We start from the raw sequence: 15309 nt of genomic DNA, 5'->3' as shown, positions 1-15309 counted from the left end.
CATTTTAAACACAAGTTTGTGCATATACATCAATTGTCTATATTGGTTTTTGTACATATTTCAAAATAAAAGAGACCAGTCATACGACCGATCTCTTAATATCGCTTTATACAGATTATTTGAATATCTTTTTTGCCCTATAATTTGATAAATTAAATGTTCTTATGGAATCATGATTAATATCATCAAAGCGTTCCTCATCAATAAGGTAAAGCTCATATCTATGCAAGAGTTTGCTGTGTCCAACAAGTGCTGGCACTGCGTCTGTAGATAATTCATTTACAATATAATCTTCTACCGACTGATACTGCTCCACACGTCCACCCTCAACAGCCTTCAAATCGTATTTTGCAATTTGATACTCAGGGTTTGTATATATAAATCCAATGTATGCAACTGTTATGACAATCATGCAGGCTTTAAATACAGGGAACCTCTCACGGAATAAATCAACCATGAGGAAAGCAAGCCAAAAACACAGTACTGCTAAAAACCATAACACAAACACTCTCATGAATGTAAGATTGTAAACTTTAATATAAAGAAGCATTCTCAGCGTTGATGATGCAATCATTATGTATGTGCATGCTGCAATTACTGTAAGTATGGCTGTAAGAACCCTTGATTTTCTAAAAGCCCTAGTGCACACAGAAACCATAACAATATTTATAAGGCAAACTGCCAGAAGCTGATAAAAGCCTTCTCTAGCATATTTAGCATAGGTATAACCTGCTGGCAATGACATAGTTTTTGTAAATAGGAACATAAACTGTATCAGACAGAATACCAAATACACAAATCCCATCATTCCAGTAAACGTAATAGCAATTACTGGATTATTATTGCCGTGCTTCTCACCTTTGACCTTGAATTCTCCAGCCTGTAAAACATAGGGAACCAGGTATGCCAGAAATGCCGAAATAACAAAAGTAACTGCAATCCATAATATATCCCACACATTATCTGGTAAATGTATAGACTCATATATTTTTTCCATCATTCTTGAAAAAACAGCATCAGCTGAGCTAAGTAATAAAATAACAATGATTAGCATTGGAACTGCACATACTGCTCCGATAATGGCTGCTGATATTGTTTGTTTCTTTTCTTTTGTTAGATTTCCATTTTTATTCTTAAACCAATCAGCACAGTCATACAAAGGATTAAGAAATGCTGAGAATGGAGCCATGGCGGTGAAAAGCATCCCCTCAAACCATGCTGCAATATCCCAATTTGTAGTATCCAAATACAGATTAATTACAAAGCTATAATATAAAAGGAATATAGCAATACCATCTAGTACGATAAGTAGTCCGCTGCCGCTCAGGCACTTATGAATAGACAGAAGCATTAATGACACTATATAAAATAATCCAAGCCCTTTATTACCATTTTTTGATGCCAATAAAGATAGACCGTCCTTTTTTCTAATGAAATAAAGAATAGTTAGAGCTCCTAGCATAAAAAATGGATATGTGATTCCTGAATGATTTTTATACAAACAGAAAGTATATAAAATACCAAAAATCAAAGATAACAATCCATATTTTTTGAATACAGCCCCATTGCCTTTTACGGCTTCAGCATTCGTACATTGTGAATAGTTTTCATTTGGTTGGACAGCTTGCACTGCCACATTCTGACCATACTGTGGTCCACTATAATCATTATTCATATCACTCTTCCTCCTCTGTTTCATCTGGAACATATTCCAAGATATCTCCAGGCTGACAATCTAATGCCTTACATATTGCTTCCAAGGTTTCAAAACGTACAGCCTTTGCTTTATTATTTTTTAAGATTGAGAGATTTGCCATGGTAATTCCTACTTTACCTGCCAACTCAGTCAATCCTATTTTTCGTTTTGCCATCATTACATCTAAATTTATAACTATCATAAATTACACCCGTATCACACAGTAATTAAATTGTTAAATCATTCTCTTCCTTATATCTAACTGCTGTATCAAAAACTCTGGCAAGCACCTTACTAAACAATCCTGCGAAGAGAAAAACGCCTGCTACGATAACAGCTGCAGGTGTAAAATATACAAAACACCTTAAAAGTTTTAACACTGTGATTACAAATGCGTATGTTCCCATTCTATACAAACTTGTAACATTCTGCTTCACGAAACAATCATCATTAATCACTGTTTTCATCATTTTTCTAAGCTCATATAAAATAGCTAAAGTAGAAGCACCAACAAGCATAATCGAAATAATGGCATAAGGATAATGATCTAAAATTTTAGTATATTCTGTGGTATCACCCAGTAGTTTAACTATAAGCTGTACGGCATATTTCAAACCAACTGGAACTAATATTTCTAGAATTAATCCAATGTAAAAACATAAATCTAAAATTACTTTTACACTTCTATTTAGATTGTTTTGCATAATATCCTCCAAGACAAATATATTTGGCAAATAACCTAAACTAATATCATTTTTTAACTATTATCTTTATACCATTATGTTAGTCGTTTATCAATACTTTTTTATCGTTTTACGATAATTTTTTATTGTTTTATTCTTAAATATTCCATATATACAAAAACCGGTTCCAACAAGACTTTATTTTTGTCTTTTCAGACTATGTCTTGTTGGAACCGGTATCTCATTTAACAATGTAACTAATACGCATAAACTACTGTTTTTGATTTAAACCTGCCTGTTGTCATATCTACGGTATAATAATAGGTTTGCCCACCAGCAATAATCTTTATATCATATATTTTCAAACCTGCAACACAGCTAACTCTAGAATACTGAATATCATCTTTTGAATATCCAAGTTTATCCAGTGCAATCTTAAGTGCCCTTTCCTCCATAAGATTATCGAACCTGAATTTAAGTGTTTCCATAAATGATACAACTGAATTTTTAGAATTAATTGTCTTCATAGCTAAACCTCCTCATTCCTCATCATATCGAAAATTATTCATCTGTTTTAATGAGATAAGAATAGCACTTAGGTTATCACACAAATGTCATACTTTGTATGTTTAAAAATTGTTTTATAAGATAAAAGAAAAAAGCCTTGAAAACTTAAAAAAATTCTTATATTAATGCAGTTCTAAATAGCATTCGTTTTACTACATGCTTTACAAAATTATTATTTCCAGACTAATTTTTGCTCAATATCTATAAGCGAAATATATTCGGATAATTCTTCTTCTGACAGATAATCTGGTTTTGTTTGAGTAGAAGAATTGTTCTTAAAAGGTCCTTTTTTACATAGTACTGTGTCTTGTCAGGATCGTACACAATCACAAACGCACTATCAGAAGAATCTTTCCATTTACCCTTTACAAATTTGCCATGATAAACTCGAATAACTTCACCTTCAGAGTCAAATTCAATCGAGTAGGCCTCTCCAGTATCATCATCATAAAGATTGTCTACAGTAGTTCCATTATAATACTTAACAACAGAGATACCCGTTAACTCTCTCAAAAAGCTACTCACATAAAGAATATCAGTAGCTCTAACATTGTCATAGGTAAACACTTTAGGTGTAAGATTTTTTATATTATAAACAAGAGTTTCCCCCTCATTTTTTCCATTATATAAAAATCTATTTGCATAAATATAATTATCAGAATTACCCTCTCTGTATAAAGAAATATAATCCAAACGGTTACCATCACTAAAATTCGATTCACATATACCATATAAATATCCATCGCTAGTATAGGCATTTGTAATACAATAACCATCCCAATGATATGAGTCATTTATTTGTCCATAGAAAAAGACTTCATAATCGTCCTCTCTATAAGCCAATAAAACTGTTTTTCCAACTAATTCTGAAGGCCTATATTCTGTTCCATTTACATCAATACCTACAATCTCGTTTGCATCAATTTTCGGAACACCGTACGCCGCACCTGTAGGATAGACTTCATTAGGTTCAACGGTAATAGTTTGATTAGTATTTGAACGAAGAACAATAATATCTTCTACTTTCGCGTTTAAACTACTTAATTTCCCGTTAAATGCGTATATCTCGTCTGTAATAGCTTTATTTGATGTATGCATCTCTTCCGCTAAAGAATCAATAGATTCCTTTACATCTTCATAATCTTTTGATGCCATACTAATAACATTTTTCAAAAGAAATATAACTGCCACACTAAGTACAACAACAATACCAATATTAATACCAAAAAATAAAGGATAGCGTTTAACTAAAACTGCCCAGTCTTCAATCAAACTAGTACCCTTAATAGAAGGCTCATTTTCATCAGAATTCCCTTGATTAACATTAACAGTATAACTGCTATTTATCTGCTGAGCATTTAGACCATCTGGATGAACCGTATGGAATCTTTGATTAGTTCCAGGCCCTCCTTGCCATTCTGGCATATCATTAGATTCAATTCGCGAATTGTCCATATTCCCCCACCATTTGTATTTAGTCAATTAAAAATGAATATAGCATTTATATCGCTTCAAATCAATCAATCTCACTAAAAATTATCATTTACTAATAAAGCAGCGTTCTTTTCGACATGTGCAAATTATATTTCCCCACAATACTCCTCGATATCATCCTTGACCTGCAGATACATCCATTCAGAATCTTCATGCATTCCAATACCATCTTCCTCTGCAGCCCTTTCTAGATTCTCAATCATAGTCTCCAAAAGTAGATTCACTTCTTCTGCATCTATCCTCTTAATTTGCTCAAATAAGAGTTCTGCACCAGTTGCTAAAACTTCAGCTGCATTACCATCTTCATCTTGATCCATCATGAGAGCTTTTCTAAGAATTTCCTGCCAACATTTTGCTAAATCATCATAAGAAAAATCATACTCAGCCTTTAATGTAAAAAGCTCAATCGGAAACAAGCCATTGTCTCCATATTGAATTATCAGCTCGATTAAATCTTCTTTGTTCATTGATTCAAGTACTTCTCTATTTTTCATCTTCCACAATCCTCTCCTTCATATTTTCAATTATTCACTCCGCCCTACTTACTAGGCACTAGTCTCCTTCTGATTCTATAATAAAAAATGAGCTGTACTTTAAAAAGCACAGCTCACAAACGTTGATTTTATGCGGTTACTATTCACAGTCATTCTAGCTTCACAATCTATTTTTATATTCACATGACGATTTACACTGGTCGCCACAAGTGCAAAAATCCTTGATTTTATAGGATTTTTTGCACTTTTTTTCTTTACTTTAAAATCGTCATGTGTTATACTATACATGACGATGAAAGGAGGGATATCGTGGCCATTACATATAACAAAGACAAAAGATCTGGCATCACTTATGCCTATGAAACCACTTATCAGTGGGACAAAGAAAAAAAGCAATCCCGCTCAAAAAGAACTCTTATAGGTCGTGTGGATGAGACTACTGGAGAAATTGTACCTACTGACGGTAGATGCAGGAAACGTAGTCCTAATTATGTTCCTGAAGAGAATGAATATCAGATGCCAACAACAGTTAAAGAGCTTCAGTCTGAAGTAAAACGTCTATTAGGCGAAAACGAAGCTCTCAAATCTCAAGTAGCATCCCTTAAAGAGACCGTCAACAAGCTCAGGAAATAGGTGTTGTTAAATGACTAAAGATGAAGCCTACGAAAAAAGACGCCAGGAATGTCTTGCTCTTGCGCGCGAAAATAAAAAGCTCAAAAAGATGCTAGCAGAAGTTGATGCTGGTACCTACACTGTTCCAGAAAAAGCATCAAATCTTAAGGCTAGGAATAAAGAGCATCAGGAAATGCTCCATTGGAAAAAAGAAGCTGAACGATTCAAGAATAACTGGCAGCAGCAAGTAAAAATCACAGAGAATTTTAAAATCGCAGCCAGAGACGCGCAGCTAGACAAAGAAGATATTGAAAAAGAACGTGATGAATATAAGGCTAAATGCGAAGAACTTCAGTCACGCCTTGATGCTATTTTAGGATCAGATTCTTCCGACAATAAAGACCTTTTGGATCAAATCAATGCATTGAAGGAAGAACTTCAAAAAGAGAAAGCTAAAAATGATACTGATGGTACTAACAGTGGGCTTCCAACTAGCAAAACTCCTATTGGCAAAAACAAAGTTATTCAAAATCTAAGAGAAAAATCAGAACTAAAAAGAGGTGGTCAACCTGGACATGAAAAACATTCGTTAGCGCCAATTCCAGATAATAAGATAAATGATGACCGTTATCATATTTTAACCGAATGTCCATCCTGTGGTAGTAGGAATCTTGAATACGTGGATTGTATTGACAAAGACGAAATTGATTTTGAAATAAAGATTATCAATCGCAGACATCATTTTTATGTTTACAAATGCCTTGATTGCGGCAAGATAGTTCACTCTTCCATACCATTACATTTGAAGGAGCAAACTCAATACGGCAGCAACATAAAAGCTATGATTCTAGCTTTACTTGATTTAGGATACATCAGCATAAACCGGGCCAAAAGGCTTATAGATGGCTTCCTTGGAAATGGCATATCTATTAGTGAAGGATTTATCTGCAAGCAGCAACGGAGAGCTTCTCTTGGTTTAAAATCTTTTGTTGAAGCTGTGAGACTTGAAATAATCAAATCTCATGTTGTTCATTGGGACGATACTGTCATATTCGTAAATACGAAGCGTGGCTGCATGAGATTCTACGGCAATAACAAACTGGCATTATTTAAGGCTCATGAAACTAAAGCAAGGGATGGTCTTGATGAAGACGCCGTGTTAGGTGCTCTTGGACCTGATACCGTTGTTGTTCATGACCATGTACTTGTAAATTATAACGATGATTTCTATTTTGAAAACGCAGAATGTAATCAACATTTAGAAAGGGATTTAAAATCATTGAACGACATATGCCATCACTCCTGGGCTAGTCAGCTTAACGAACTAATCGCTTCCACCATTCATGAAAGGAATCAGATTATTGCGTCTGGTGGAGATTCTTTTCCAAGATCTAAGTACAGAGATGTCATTCATCAGGTTGATAAGATCATGACTGTAGCAACATCTGAGCACGAAGAATCTACAGGTCATTTTTATGAGTCCGATGAACGCAGGCTCATGAATCGAATTAACGACTACAAAAAGAACTATTTTTTATGGGTAAAGGATTTTGATGTGCCTCCAACCAACAATCTTGCAGAGCGTGGTCTCAGAGGTCAAAAGACAAAACTGAAGGTATCTGGACAATATCAATCTGTTGAATCAGCTGGCTATTTTGCTGATATAAGGACTTACCTTGAAACCTGTCTCAGAAATGGAGTCAACGAAGTAACTGCATTACAGAGGCTTACTTCAGGGAATCCTTTCACCCTAAATGAACTACTAGGCGGAGCATAAGCCCCGCCTAGTGGTGATACCATTTTCAACAACAAATAAAATCTAAACTTATAACGTCTCTCCATCCCCTAAATGATTGCTTAAATTATGTATTCGCCCCTTTATCTGTACTAAAAACAGACTAAAGAATAATGACCAAAAAACAGAAAGAAATGCAATAGCAACATTAATCAACACTATCTCATAATCAGCTGAAGCCGGCAAATTTTGAAAAAAGGTAAATAGATAAATTACAGCAAAAAACATTCCTCCGAACATCAAAACCTTTATAGCATAATCTATAGAATATTCCATTCTTTTTATGTCAGATTTACTGATTTCCTTTGACGATTTAATAAAGGCATTCTTTATTGCCTGTGCAAAGTAGCGTAATTGGTTTCCAGCATATAAAGAAATAAGTAGTAGAAAACAAAGCAGAATCAAGGATGGATAATCAATAAAATTAACAAAATAACCACCTACATATTTGTACCCCATAATAAGTGATGTTAGTAGAAACATAATCCCCAGTATTCCTTCAACATATGGACCTTTCTTCATAGCGCACCTCCCTCGTACCAAACCGCATAAGTATATCCTCATATTATCAATATATGTCTATTTATACAAGTAGTACGAAAACCAACATACTTTCTAGAATCCCTCCATAAAATAAAGCCCACAAAAAGTGAGCTTCATTTAATATCCTTATTTGACTGTGAATAGTAATTTTATGCGATTTTATAACTCTTTTCTAAAGAACCTATTCATTGTGCTATGCACAACTTCCTTTGGGCGTTCAATCTCCACGTAACCCTTCTTCTCATAAATATGAATAGCAGCCTGCAGGTTGTCATGTGTTTCCAAATAGGAAACCTTGTATCCTGCCTCGCGCCTCTTCTCCTCAACAAAATCAATCAGTACATATCCAAGACCTGAGCCCTTCGCTCCATCTGAAAGGTACAACTTTTGAAGTTCCGCAGTATCTTTCATAGGTTCAAACCTGGCAAATCCTATACCACCAATCACCTGACCGCCATCATCCTCAATAACATAGTATCTGCGCTCATCATTGTTGTAAAAGTCGCTCGGGTGTTCCAAGCCCTCATCAAAATATACCGTTCCAGGGATATCCAGCCCACGAGCCTTTAGATTATCGCGCACAAGCGCAGCCACTGCTGCATTGTCCGCTTCTGTAATTTCTCTGCAGTCAATCATCTTCTTCCCAGCCTTTACAAATATCTACCCATCCTTCAGCTCCAGATGCTTTCTCAAGCTCTGCTGGAGTAATCTTTACGGATGTATATTCGTTGCCTCCTGCAGGATGAACATATTCGAATCGCTTCATAGAAACATCCAGCCAAATTGGAATATCCTCAGGCACAGCAAAAGGACAAACACCACCAGGCTGAAAGCCTGTAATCTCCTGCACCTGATCACGTGGAATCATATGAGGCTTGGTATGAAAATAAGTTTTAAACTTAGAACTGTTTGCCTTCCCATCGCCAGCCATAACAACCACAACCGGCTTTTCATCCACTACAAATGACAATGTCTTCGCAATCTCTGGCTCGCTACAACCAATCTGCTGAGCAGCATGCTCCACCGTATCAATAGTCTCTGTATGCTCTGTGAGCCTGTCCCCCAGAGACTTCTCATCTAGGAATGCTTTTACCTTCTCATTAATCATCGCTATACCTCCATGTTAAATTCAATTATAGCGAAGCAATGCTATTAGCAGGAAATAAAAGATTTCTATTGCTAGTTATAAATCTCATCTATAATCTGCCAAAACATCATACCTTCTTTGAAATGCCTGCATACGCCGCCCTCCTTACTGCGCAATCCAAGCTTTTACTTTATCTTTTGATTCTTTCGCCTGTGAACCTTTTATATCCAAACCTCTCAAAACTATTTTCTCTACTAAGACCGCTAAAACCTCAACCCACACTTAGGGCAATAATCAAAATCTTCCGCTGTCTCATAGCCACAATTTCTACAACGCTTAAAGAAACCTCTACCCTGACTCACATTAGTTAAATCCTGCGGTTTTATTTGAAGCTCTTCTCCTGCGGCTATTCGCTTTCCTATCTCCGGACCAAGTTCATAGACTATGCCACAGCAGCTCATCTGAACATAATATCTTCTATTCCATTTGAATGTAGGAATAAAGAAAAGTGATAAGACTGTATAGAGCATGAACACCTGATATCTTCCATACTTTCCACAGCTATCGCATATTACGGTCTGACTAAAATCAAAGTCTTTGCGACCATCAGTAATTCCCATTATAAAAAACATAAGCCTCTACTATTCCTTAAAAATCTCATTATCCTTATCAAAGAATACCCAGTCGCCTTCGTTGATATCCTTGGCCAGCAGCTCTGCGTCTGCCACCTCCATATCAATCTCCTGTCCCGTCTCGTCACATAATCGGAGCAACACCTGAAACTGGTATCCCTCTGGTCTCTCCTCGCAACCATAGTCTGCTTCCTGGATTCTTTTTACAATGTACTTCAAGCTAATTCCTTCTTTCTACTTTTTCTTAGGTGCTGGCAGTTCATCTACCATCGCATTAAATAACTCATGCAGGAAATCTCTGTTGTCTATATCATCCACCAACAACATTTCCTTCGCTCCCTCATAAGGCAATTCAAGAGAAGCTTCTGGCATCATAGTCATGGCAGATTTTGTCGGCTTCACAAGAAATCTATCATCATAGATTCCACCTACAATCTTCCCCTGATAATAAATGATGTACTCACCCATCATTGCCTTGTATGTGATGCCATCCAGTGATGACAGTTGCTCTAAGACATATTCTAAGTACTCTTTGTTTGATGCCATTTATTCGCCCCCACGTTATTCTAACCTAATCGCATTAATTACCGGCTCCTCATATGGATGAACCCTCCTGATAGCTTCAACAGTCTTATCCTTGTTAGCATCATCCACATTAACCTCTACTTTCAGCTCTGGCTCCTCACTCCACTGACCCTTCTGGCCAACTGTAGGATTCGAGCCTTCATCTGAGAACCATACGCCCGTAACAGGATAGTAAGACAAACATCCCCTGTAATTTCCTATATGACCTGCATCCACTTCAAGCAATGCCTGGCGAAGTTCCTGCAGTGATTCTTTTGGTATGAATGTTTCGATTTTGTACATGCTAGTTTACCCCACCTTCACAACTCTGGCTCCAAATGGTGCAATTGCAAGCTTTGCGATCTTGAAAAACTGCTTACCAAATGGGAATCCTATAATTGTAACGCATAGCAATATTCCTATTAACGCATTTCCGATAGCAAGCTCCAGCCCTGAAACAAAGAACCAGATTATATTCAGCAGACAAGATCCTGCGCCGCCCTCATCTACCACATCTTTTCCAAATGGATTAAGTGAGATTGATGAAAGCTTAAAACACTGCACTCCTACTGGAATGCCAATAATTGTAATGCACCACAATGCTCCTGCTAGCCACCAACCTATGGCACTGAGCAAACCGCCGCATATTATCCAAATTACGTTTCCGATAAATTTCATACTCACCCCTCCAAATCCAAAAACTTCATCAACTCTCTGGCTTCCTCATAATCCTGGCTGTAGAAATTCACATGATTTATATCTGTGCTCCTATTAGTAAATGCCGGATAAAGGAATCCCGCCTCTGGTGAATGTGGTACCTGCTCCTCATCCACTGGCGAAATCGCCATAATCAGATACTTATAAACCTCTTCCGATTCATCCTGATAAGACTTGTCGCTGCCCTTGATTGGCACATCGTAAGCCCCATAGTAAACATAAATCGCATAAGGTCTTCCCTTGGGATATTTCTCCGCTATCAGCTCATACAAATTCAGCATCAGCGCGTCATTCTTCAATTCGCATTCACGAATTGCATAAATCATCTGCCAGATAGATCCTGGCCCCAGCCTTGGAATCTTATACTGAATCAATTCCTCATTTGGCTTGGCAAACGGTATCGCCTTTGCGATATCAAGACATCTATTCTTTTCCGCTCCCTTCAGACTCAGGAAGCTTGTATTAAATGTGCCGTCTATATAGCCTTCCTCATCTATATACGCACCTGCAATTCTAACTAAGTTGCTGCGAGCTGATGTAAATCTGCGTGTAAGCTCCAGCATGTCGTCTCTGTTAATCTGTCCCATATTTGTGTCCTTTGTGTTTTGTATAAGGGTATTGTACTTCTTTTCAAAATAGAAAGCACCAACCAATGTGGCTGATGCTTCCGAAATTTCATATTGATGCAGATTTGCAAAAAGATTTCTTTCCTCCATCTATATAATGAAAAAGAGTCTTTATATCAAAATAATTTACTCTCAGAAAGATATACTTTTTATGCACTTAAATCAGTCACCAATTCATCTATACAATCACATAAAGCTTCTTCACCAGGATTAGGTATAATTTTGACCTTAATAAGATCTTCATCATCTAATACCTCAGCTTTTTGTTTTAACTTATCCAAATCTTTAATGCGTAGGTTATTTATTGATTCTTTAATTTCTATTGTTTCATTCAAATCAAATAATTCTATTTGGGTATTCATGGTCAAGCTCATGGCATAAGGTATATCCTCTGTTTTTAAAATTGTTTTTTTTATAATCCCAAATCAAAAGTAAAGGTGTATCCTGACCATTTGTGTGTTGATTTACCTGTTGTAACCAGTTCATACAACCAATTTAATGCATAATAAGCTTCCATTGGAAATGTATCTGGTATAGAGATATCCTTTTTAAAATAATTTTCAATAGCAACAACCTTCTCGAGAATATCTATGTTGTTTAAATACTTATCAAAGCCTTCACTCATTACGAGCTCCGCTACCACAATGGCTATAGATGCATTCGGTCTTTCGACTACCCCTCCATCCTTTACTCGGTAGGTCTCATCGTAGATTGTGTAGTCGAAGCCACCATCAGTTTTTTGAACTGCCAGGTATTCATTTCCGATTTTGAAAGCCACCTCATCATTTGATGTTTCAAAATTTTTGTTCCTAACTTTATATTTCTTTTATGACTATCTTATTTTTTATAGACCATTGATTTCTGAAATGCGTTCCTTGAAATGGATATGCTCTTTTGTTTTTCTATGATTTGGCTTAAGGTAGTTATCTAACATTTTTACTTTTTCTTCTATTTCTTCAAGACAATCTAAACAGAATTTTTCTGTCAGTCCAGCATCACATCCAACTTTAATCAAATCTTCCTTAGTGATATCTTTTCCCTTACCATTTACAGATGTAGTATGCTCTCCCCAATATGTGTCACTGTATGTAATGTCATAAGCAGGAGCTAGCTTCCATCCATTTAAGTCCGAATGTGTGAATGAGAAATTTTTTGTATGATCGTCTCTGTTATGAGCAGCTATATTAAAGCACATAATGCGATACATTTGCTCCTTGTCATAAATTGCATCTTTTGTCAGCGCTTTAGTCAATTTAAAGAATGTCTCATAATCGCATGATGGTGCGCGAAAATCAGCTTCTAATAGCGCAGCAAATGTAATTGTAAATATCTTTTCACCATCTCTTCTTTCAAAACGCTCAGTTTTAAAATATCCTTCGCATACAGTTGATGGAATCAATTCGGTTTCGGTCATAGATATACCGCAACCCTTTGCACACAATGAATAATCAAATTCTCTTTTCCCACTTATTTCTGGATCACTCTTTGATGGAAACTTTATTATCCAATCCCTATTGTTTTCAGAAATAAGAATTTTAGGCCTGGTTCCACCGCTAGACCCGCCCATTTTAAAAAGTATATCCAGTTGATTTGATTCTTTAGATGAAAGGATATTTTCACATTCTTTAGCAATAGTATCAAAATCTAGTCCTATACCCTTGAAATCGAAATCGGATTCTTTGGACGGCAGGTATTCAAGTGCTCCCATACCATTCTTACCTACATAAGCAAGCCTTTCTAGTGTAGATATTCCACTTCTTGTTATTCCCAGTGTTTCTAAATGTCTATCTAATAATAATTGGCCCCAGCTATCAGGCAAGCTGTCTGCAAATACCCCAAACAATCCACCAAAACGCTCTAATGAACGTTCATTTGGCACAAATACATCATTTCGCAATGGCAACGAGAACGGACTTATAGAGAATCCATTTTTCTGCCATTCTGATGAGTATTGAAATGCAATTCTTTTATCTGGAGTTTCTGCAAGTGTTCCTACTTGCATCCCATGATAGTAAACATCCAGCGTTTTATTTACTCGCATTTATAACCTCCTCAATACTGGTATACACAGGTTCTGTAAAAAGTGAATTCAACTCTTGAATGACCCCCAACTCCATTGCTAGTTTTATAAAAGATTCAAGTGAAATCTGCCCTGTTTTTTCGAACTTTCGAAGTGTAGCGTAGCTAACATTGCTTCTTCCGGCCAACTCCTTTTGTGTGATTTTCTTTCTTTTACGGATACTTTTTAGCCTGCTTGCTAATCTCATAGCAACATCTGTTGGTGTATCCCATAAATAATTTATATTAACATCCATATTTTACCTCCCGTAATTGCTACTATTATATCACTATTACTTATATTTTCCAATGTTTTGCTATTATAGTAGCATTTTTCTCGACGATTTTACTCAGCGGCTTTACATCATATAGCTGGCTCAGCTGTTTGGATATCATAATAAAATGGGCCTCCTTGATGTTTAAAAAATTTATCATAGAAGACCCTATCTTGAATGTCTTATATTAAATTTACAGAGATTTTTTCAAAGCCTCTATTCCTCAGGACTATCTCATTCTCAAACCTGAAATAATCATAAGCCTCCACAAACCTTACCCCTCAAACAGGATATCCATAAACTCACCATAAGAAGCAATTCGCTCCAGAGCAACTTCTACGATTTTTTCAGCCAAGCCATCCTCAAGATACCTCTGGAACTCACCCTGCCCCATTCTTCTGATTTCTAGTTTTTCCTTTGATAAAGCCATCATGGTTCCTCCCATCATTAAACAGTAAACTCTAAGTTCTGCTCCTCCTTATAGCTCTCCATAATCTTTCCATAGAGCATTTCTCTAAACTCCTTTGTTACCGGATATGCGATATCCTTGAACTGAGACTTTCCGTTTGGATCAAGTTCCTTAAACTTGTAACTTGGCATAGAAACAAAAAGTCCTCCCTTCTTACTTTCCACAATTGAGATATTTCTCACAGCATACTTTCCATCAAATGTCACTGTTGAAAGACCTCTCACATTTCCTTCTGTTCCTGTAAGCTTTGTTGTTCTGATTTCAATTAAAGCAAAAAAAGAGTAGAAATTCTATTATGAATTCCTACTCTATGTAATATCCTTGGATGCTATTGAATTAGCTTACCTTTCTATAAATTTTTAATATTATGTAATCTCTAGCAGTGACTTTAATCGGTGACTTTTGATTTATGAGCAAAAAAATAAGTGCTCATAAACGCCGTAAAATCAACGTTTATAGCACTTTAGTCAAACAGGGGACGAGAGAATCGAACTCCCACCAAAGGTTTTGGAGACCCCTATCATACCATTTGACCAGTCCCCTATATCGTAAGCGAAAAACCCAAAATTGATTTGAGTCCCTCACCCACGCGACTTAATGATAATAACATAATATCGCGTTGGTTTCAATAGAAAAATCACAATTTATTCACATTTTTTTACGATTTTTCACAAAAAAATTCTTACAAATTTGTAAAAACTTAAATGGAGACGGAGAGATTCGAACTCTTGACCCCCTGCTTGCAAGGCAGGTGCTCTCCCAACTGAGCTACGCCCCCATATTAACTACTTACTTAAAAATAGCAAGCACTTCATCTATTGATACTGCCTGCTAATCATATTTATAGCAACCTCAAAACTTCATACAGCATTAATGAATTATCTTTCTACATATCTTTACCTTAGAATAAACCTTCGATCTATTAGTATTCATCAGCTGAGTGTGTTACCACACTTACACCTTGAACCTATCTACCTTATCGTCTTTAAGGGATCTT

General features: G+C 36.3%; 23 protein-coding genes, 2 tRNA genes and 1 rRNA gene. 2 read left to right on the top strand and 24 right to left on the bottom strand.

Annotation, left to right across the window (positions count from 1 at the left end; translation table 11 throughout):
• Window positions 1–115: 115 nt before the first annotated feature.
• The 6 genes from BLV53_RS08825 to BLV53_RS08800 form a co-directional block, all read right to left on the bottom strand.
• Entirely contained in the window at window positions 116–1675 is a 1560-nt protein-coding gene (locus BLV53_RS08825) for a DUF4153 domain-containing protein (RefSeq protein ID WP_170830802.1), read from the bottom strand.
• A 1-nt stretch (window position 1676) separates the two neighbouring features.
• The gene (locus BLV53_RS08820; RefSeq protein ID WP_090299985.1) at window positions 1677–1898 is read right to left on the bottom strand and encodes a helix-turn-helix domain-containing protein; all 222 of its coding nucleotides are present in this window, start codon (window positions 1896–1898) and stop codon (window positions 1677–1679) included.
• Window positions 1899–1923: 25 nt separating this feature from the next.
• Complete coding sequence (locus BLV53_RS08815; RefSeq protein WP_090299983.1) at window positions 1924–2400, bottom strand: DUF2975 domain-containing protein; 477 nt, start codon at window positions 2398–2400, stop codon at window positions 1924–1926.
• 236 nt (window positions 2401–2636) lie between these two features.
• The gene (locus BLV53_RS08810; protein WP_090299982.1) at window positions 2637–2906 is read right to left on the bottom strand and encodes a hypothetical protein; all 270 of its coding nucleotides are present in this window, start codon (window positions 2904–2906) and stop codon (window positions 2637–2639) included.
• 241 nt (window positions 2907–3147) lie between these two features.
• Window positions 3148–4401, bottom strand: a complete 1254-nt coding sequence (locus BLV53_RS08805) for a hypothetical protein (protein ID WP_090299980.1) — start codon at window positions 4399–4401, stop codon at window positions 3148–3150.
• Window positions 4402–4526: 125 nt separating this feature from the next.
• Window positions 4527–4934 carry a hypothetical protein gene (locus BLV53_RS08800; protein WP_090299978.1) on the bottom strand — a complete coding sequence of 136 codons (408 nt, stop codon included), beginning with the start codon at window positions 4932–4934 and terminating at the stop codon, window positions 4527–4529.
• A 309-nt stretch (window positions 4935–5243) separates the two neighbouring features.
• Between BLV53_RS08800 and BLV53_RS17220 the strand changes: the two genes are divergently transcribed.
• Complete coding sequence (locus tag BLV53_RS17220; protein ID WP_207646228.1) at window positions 5244–5567, top strand: hypothetical protein; 324 nt, start codon at window positions 5244–5246, stop codon at window positions 5565–5567.
• 10 nt (window positions 5568–5577) lie between these two features.
• Window positions 5578–7323 (top strand): IS66 family transposase, encoded by a 1746-nt coding sequence (gene tnpC, locus BLV53_RS08790; protein ID WP_090299974.1) that lies wholly within the window; start codon window positions 5578–5580, stop codon window positions 7321–7323.
• A gap of 48 nt (window positions 7324–7371) precedes the next feature.
• Here tnpC and BLV53_RS08785 read toward each other — a convergent pair whose 3' ends face one another.
• The 18 genes from BLV53_RS08785 to BLV53_RS08705 all read right to left on the bottom strand — a co-directional run.
• Window positions 7372–7863, bottom strand: a complete 492-nt coding sequence (locus BLV53_RS08785; protein WP_090299972.1) for a hypothetical protein — start codon at window positions 7861–7863, stop codon at window positions 7372–7374.
• A 180-nt stretch (window positions 7864–8043) separates the two neighbouring features.
• The gene (locus BLV53_RS08780; protein ID WP_090299969.1) at window positions 8044–8520 is read right to left on the bottom strand and encodes a GNAT family N-acetyltransferase; all 477 of its coding nucleotides are present in this window, start codon (window positions 8518–8520) and stop codon (window positions 8044–8046) included.
• Complete coding sequence (locus tag BLV53_RS08775) at window positions 8513–8992, bottom strand: YbaK/EbsC family protein (protein ID WP_090299967.1); 480 nt, start codon at window positions 8990–8992, stop codon at window positions 8513–8515. Before BLV53_RS08775 ends, BLV53_RS08780 begins: the two co-directional genes overlap by 8 nt.
• A gap of 242 nt (window positions 8993–9234) precedes the next feature.
• The gene (locus tag BLV53_RS08770; protein ID WP_090299965.1) at window positions 9235–9603 is read right to left on the bottom strand and encodes a zinc ribbon domain-containing protein; all 369 of its coding nucleotides are present in this window, start codon (window positions 9601–9603) and stop codon (window positions 9235–9237) included.
• A 9-nt stretch (window positions 9604–9612) separates the two neighbouring features.
• Complete coding sequence (locus BLV53_RS08765; RefSeq protein ID WP_090299963.1) at window positions 9613–9822, bottom strand: hypothetical protein; 210 nt, start codon at window positions 9820–9822, stop codon at window positions 9613–9615.
• Window positions 9823–9837: 15 nt separating this feature from the next.
• The gene (locus BLV53_RS08760) at window positions 9838–10149 is read right to left on the bottom strand and encodes a TfoX/Sxy family protein (protein ID WP_090299961.1); all 312 of its coding nucleotides are present in this window, start codon (window positions 10147–10149) and stop codon (window positions 9838–9840) included.
• Window positions 10150–10164: 15 nt separating this feature from the next.
• On the bottom strand, window positions 10165–10470 hold the full coding sequence (locus BLV53_RS08755) for a YqfO family protein (RefSeq protein ID WP_090299959.1): 306 nt from the start codon (window positions 10468–10470) through the stop codon (window positions 10165–10167).
• Window positions 10471–10476: 6 nt separating this feature from the next.
• A complete protein-coding gene (locus BLV53_RS08750) occupies window positions 10477–10845 on the bottom strand; it encodes a YccF domain-containing protein (RefSeq protein ID WP_090299957.1) in 369 nt (122 codons plus the stop codon).
• A 2-nt stretch (window positions 10846–10847) separates the two neighbouring features.
• Window positions 10848–11471 carry a DUF4317 family protein gene (locus BLV53_RS08745; RefSeq protein WP_090300265.1) on the bottom strand — a complete coding sequence of 208 codons (624 nt, stop codon included), beginning with the start codon at window positions 11469–11471 and terminating at the stop codon, window positions 10848–10850.
• A gap of 188 nt (window positions 11472–11659) precedes the next feature.
• Window positions 11660–11872 carry a hypothetical protein gene (locus tag BLV53_RS08740; RefSeq protein WP_090299955.1) on the bottom strand — a complete coding sequence of 71 codons (213 nt, stop codon included), beginning with the start codon at window positions 11870–11872 and terminating at the stop codon, window positions 11660–11662.
• Window positions 11873–11922: 50 nt separating this feature from the next.
• Window positions 11923–12288, bottom strand: a complete 366-nt coding sequence (locus tag BLV53_RS08735; RefSeq protein WP_090299952.1) for an LPD16 domain-containing protein — start codon at window positions 12286–12288, stop codon at window positions 11923–11925.
• A gap of 66 nt (window positions 12289–12354) precedes the next feature.
• A complete protein-coding gene (locus BLV53_RS08730; RefSeq protein ID WP_090299951.1) occupies window positions 12355–13551 on the bottom strand; it encodes a type II toxin-antitoxin system HipA family toxin in 1197 nt (398 codons plus the stop codon).
• Window positions 13538–13825: a helix-turn-helix domain-containing protein gene (locus BLV53_RS08725; RefSeq protein ID WP_090299949.1), complete on the bottom strand. Its 288-nt coding sequence runs from the start codon at window positions 13823–13825 to the stop codon at window positions 13538–13540. The genes BLV53_RS08730 and BLV53_RS08725 overlap by 14 nt, the downstream gene beginning before the upstream one ends.
• A gap of 292 nt (window positions 13826–14117) precedes the next feature.
• On the bottom strand, window positions 14118–14276 hold the full coding sequence (locus tag BLV53_RS17005; protein ID WP_170830801.1) for a hypothetical protein: 159 nt from the start codon (window positions 14274–14276) through the stop codon (window positions 14118–14120).
• A 14-nt stretch (window positions 14277–14290) separates the two neighbouring features.
• Window positions 14291–14572: a SpoVG family protein gene (locus BLV53_RS08720; protein ID WP_278335387.1), complete on the bottom strand. Its 282-nt coding sequence runs from the start codon at window positions 14570–14572 to the stop codon at window positions 14291–14293.
• Between the two features lie 212 nt (window positions 14573–14784).
• Window positions 14785–14855 (bottom strand) — tRNA-Trp (locus BLV53_RS08715).
• 162 nt (window positions 14856–15017) lie between these two features.
• Window positions 15018–15090 (bottom strand) — tRNA-Ala (locus BLV53_RS08710).
• 124 nt (window positions 15091–15214) lie between these two features.
• Window positions 15215–15309, bottom strand: a 23S ribosomal RNA gene (locus BLV53_RS08705); the annotation flags it as partial.

Origin of the sequence: Pseudobutyrivibrio sp. ACV-2 (assembly GCF_900107545.1) — a bacterium.
GTDB lineage: Bacteria > Bacillota > Clostridia > Lachnospirales > Lachnospiraceae > Pseudobutyrivibrio.
The sequence above is the reverse complement of the archived record's forward strand: the minus strand, read 5'-3'. Positions and strand labels throughout refer to the sequence as shown.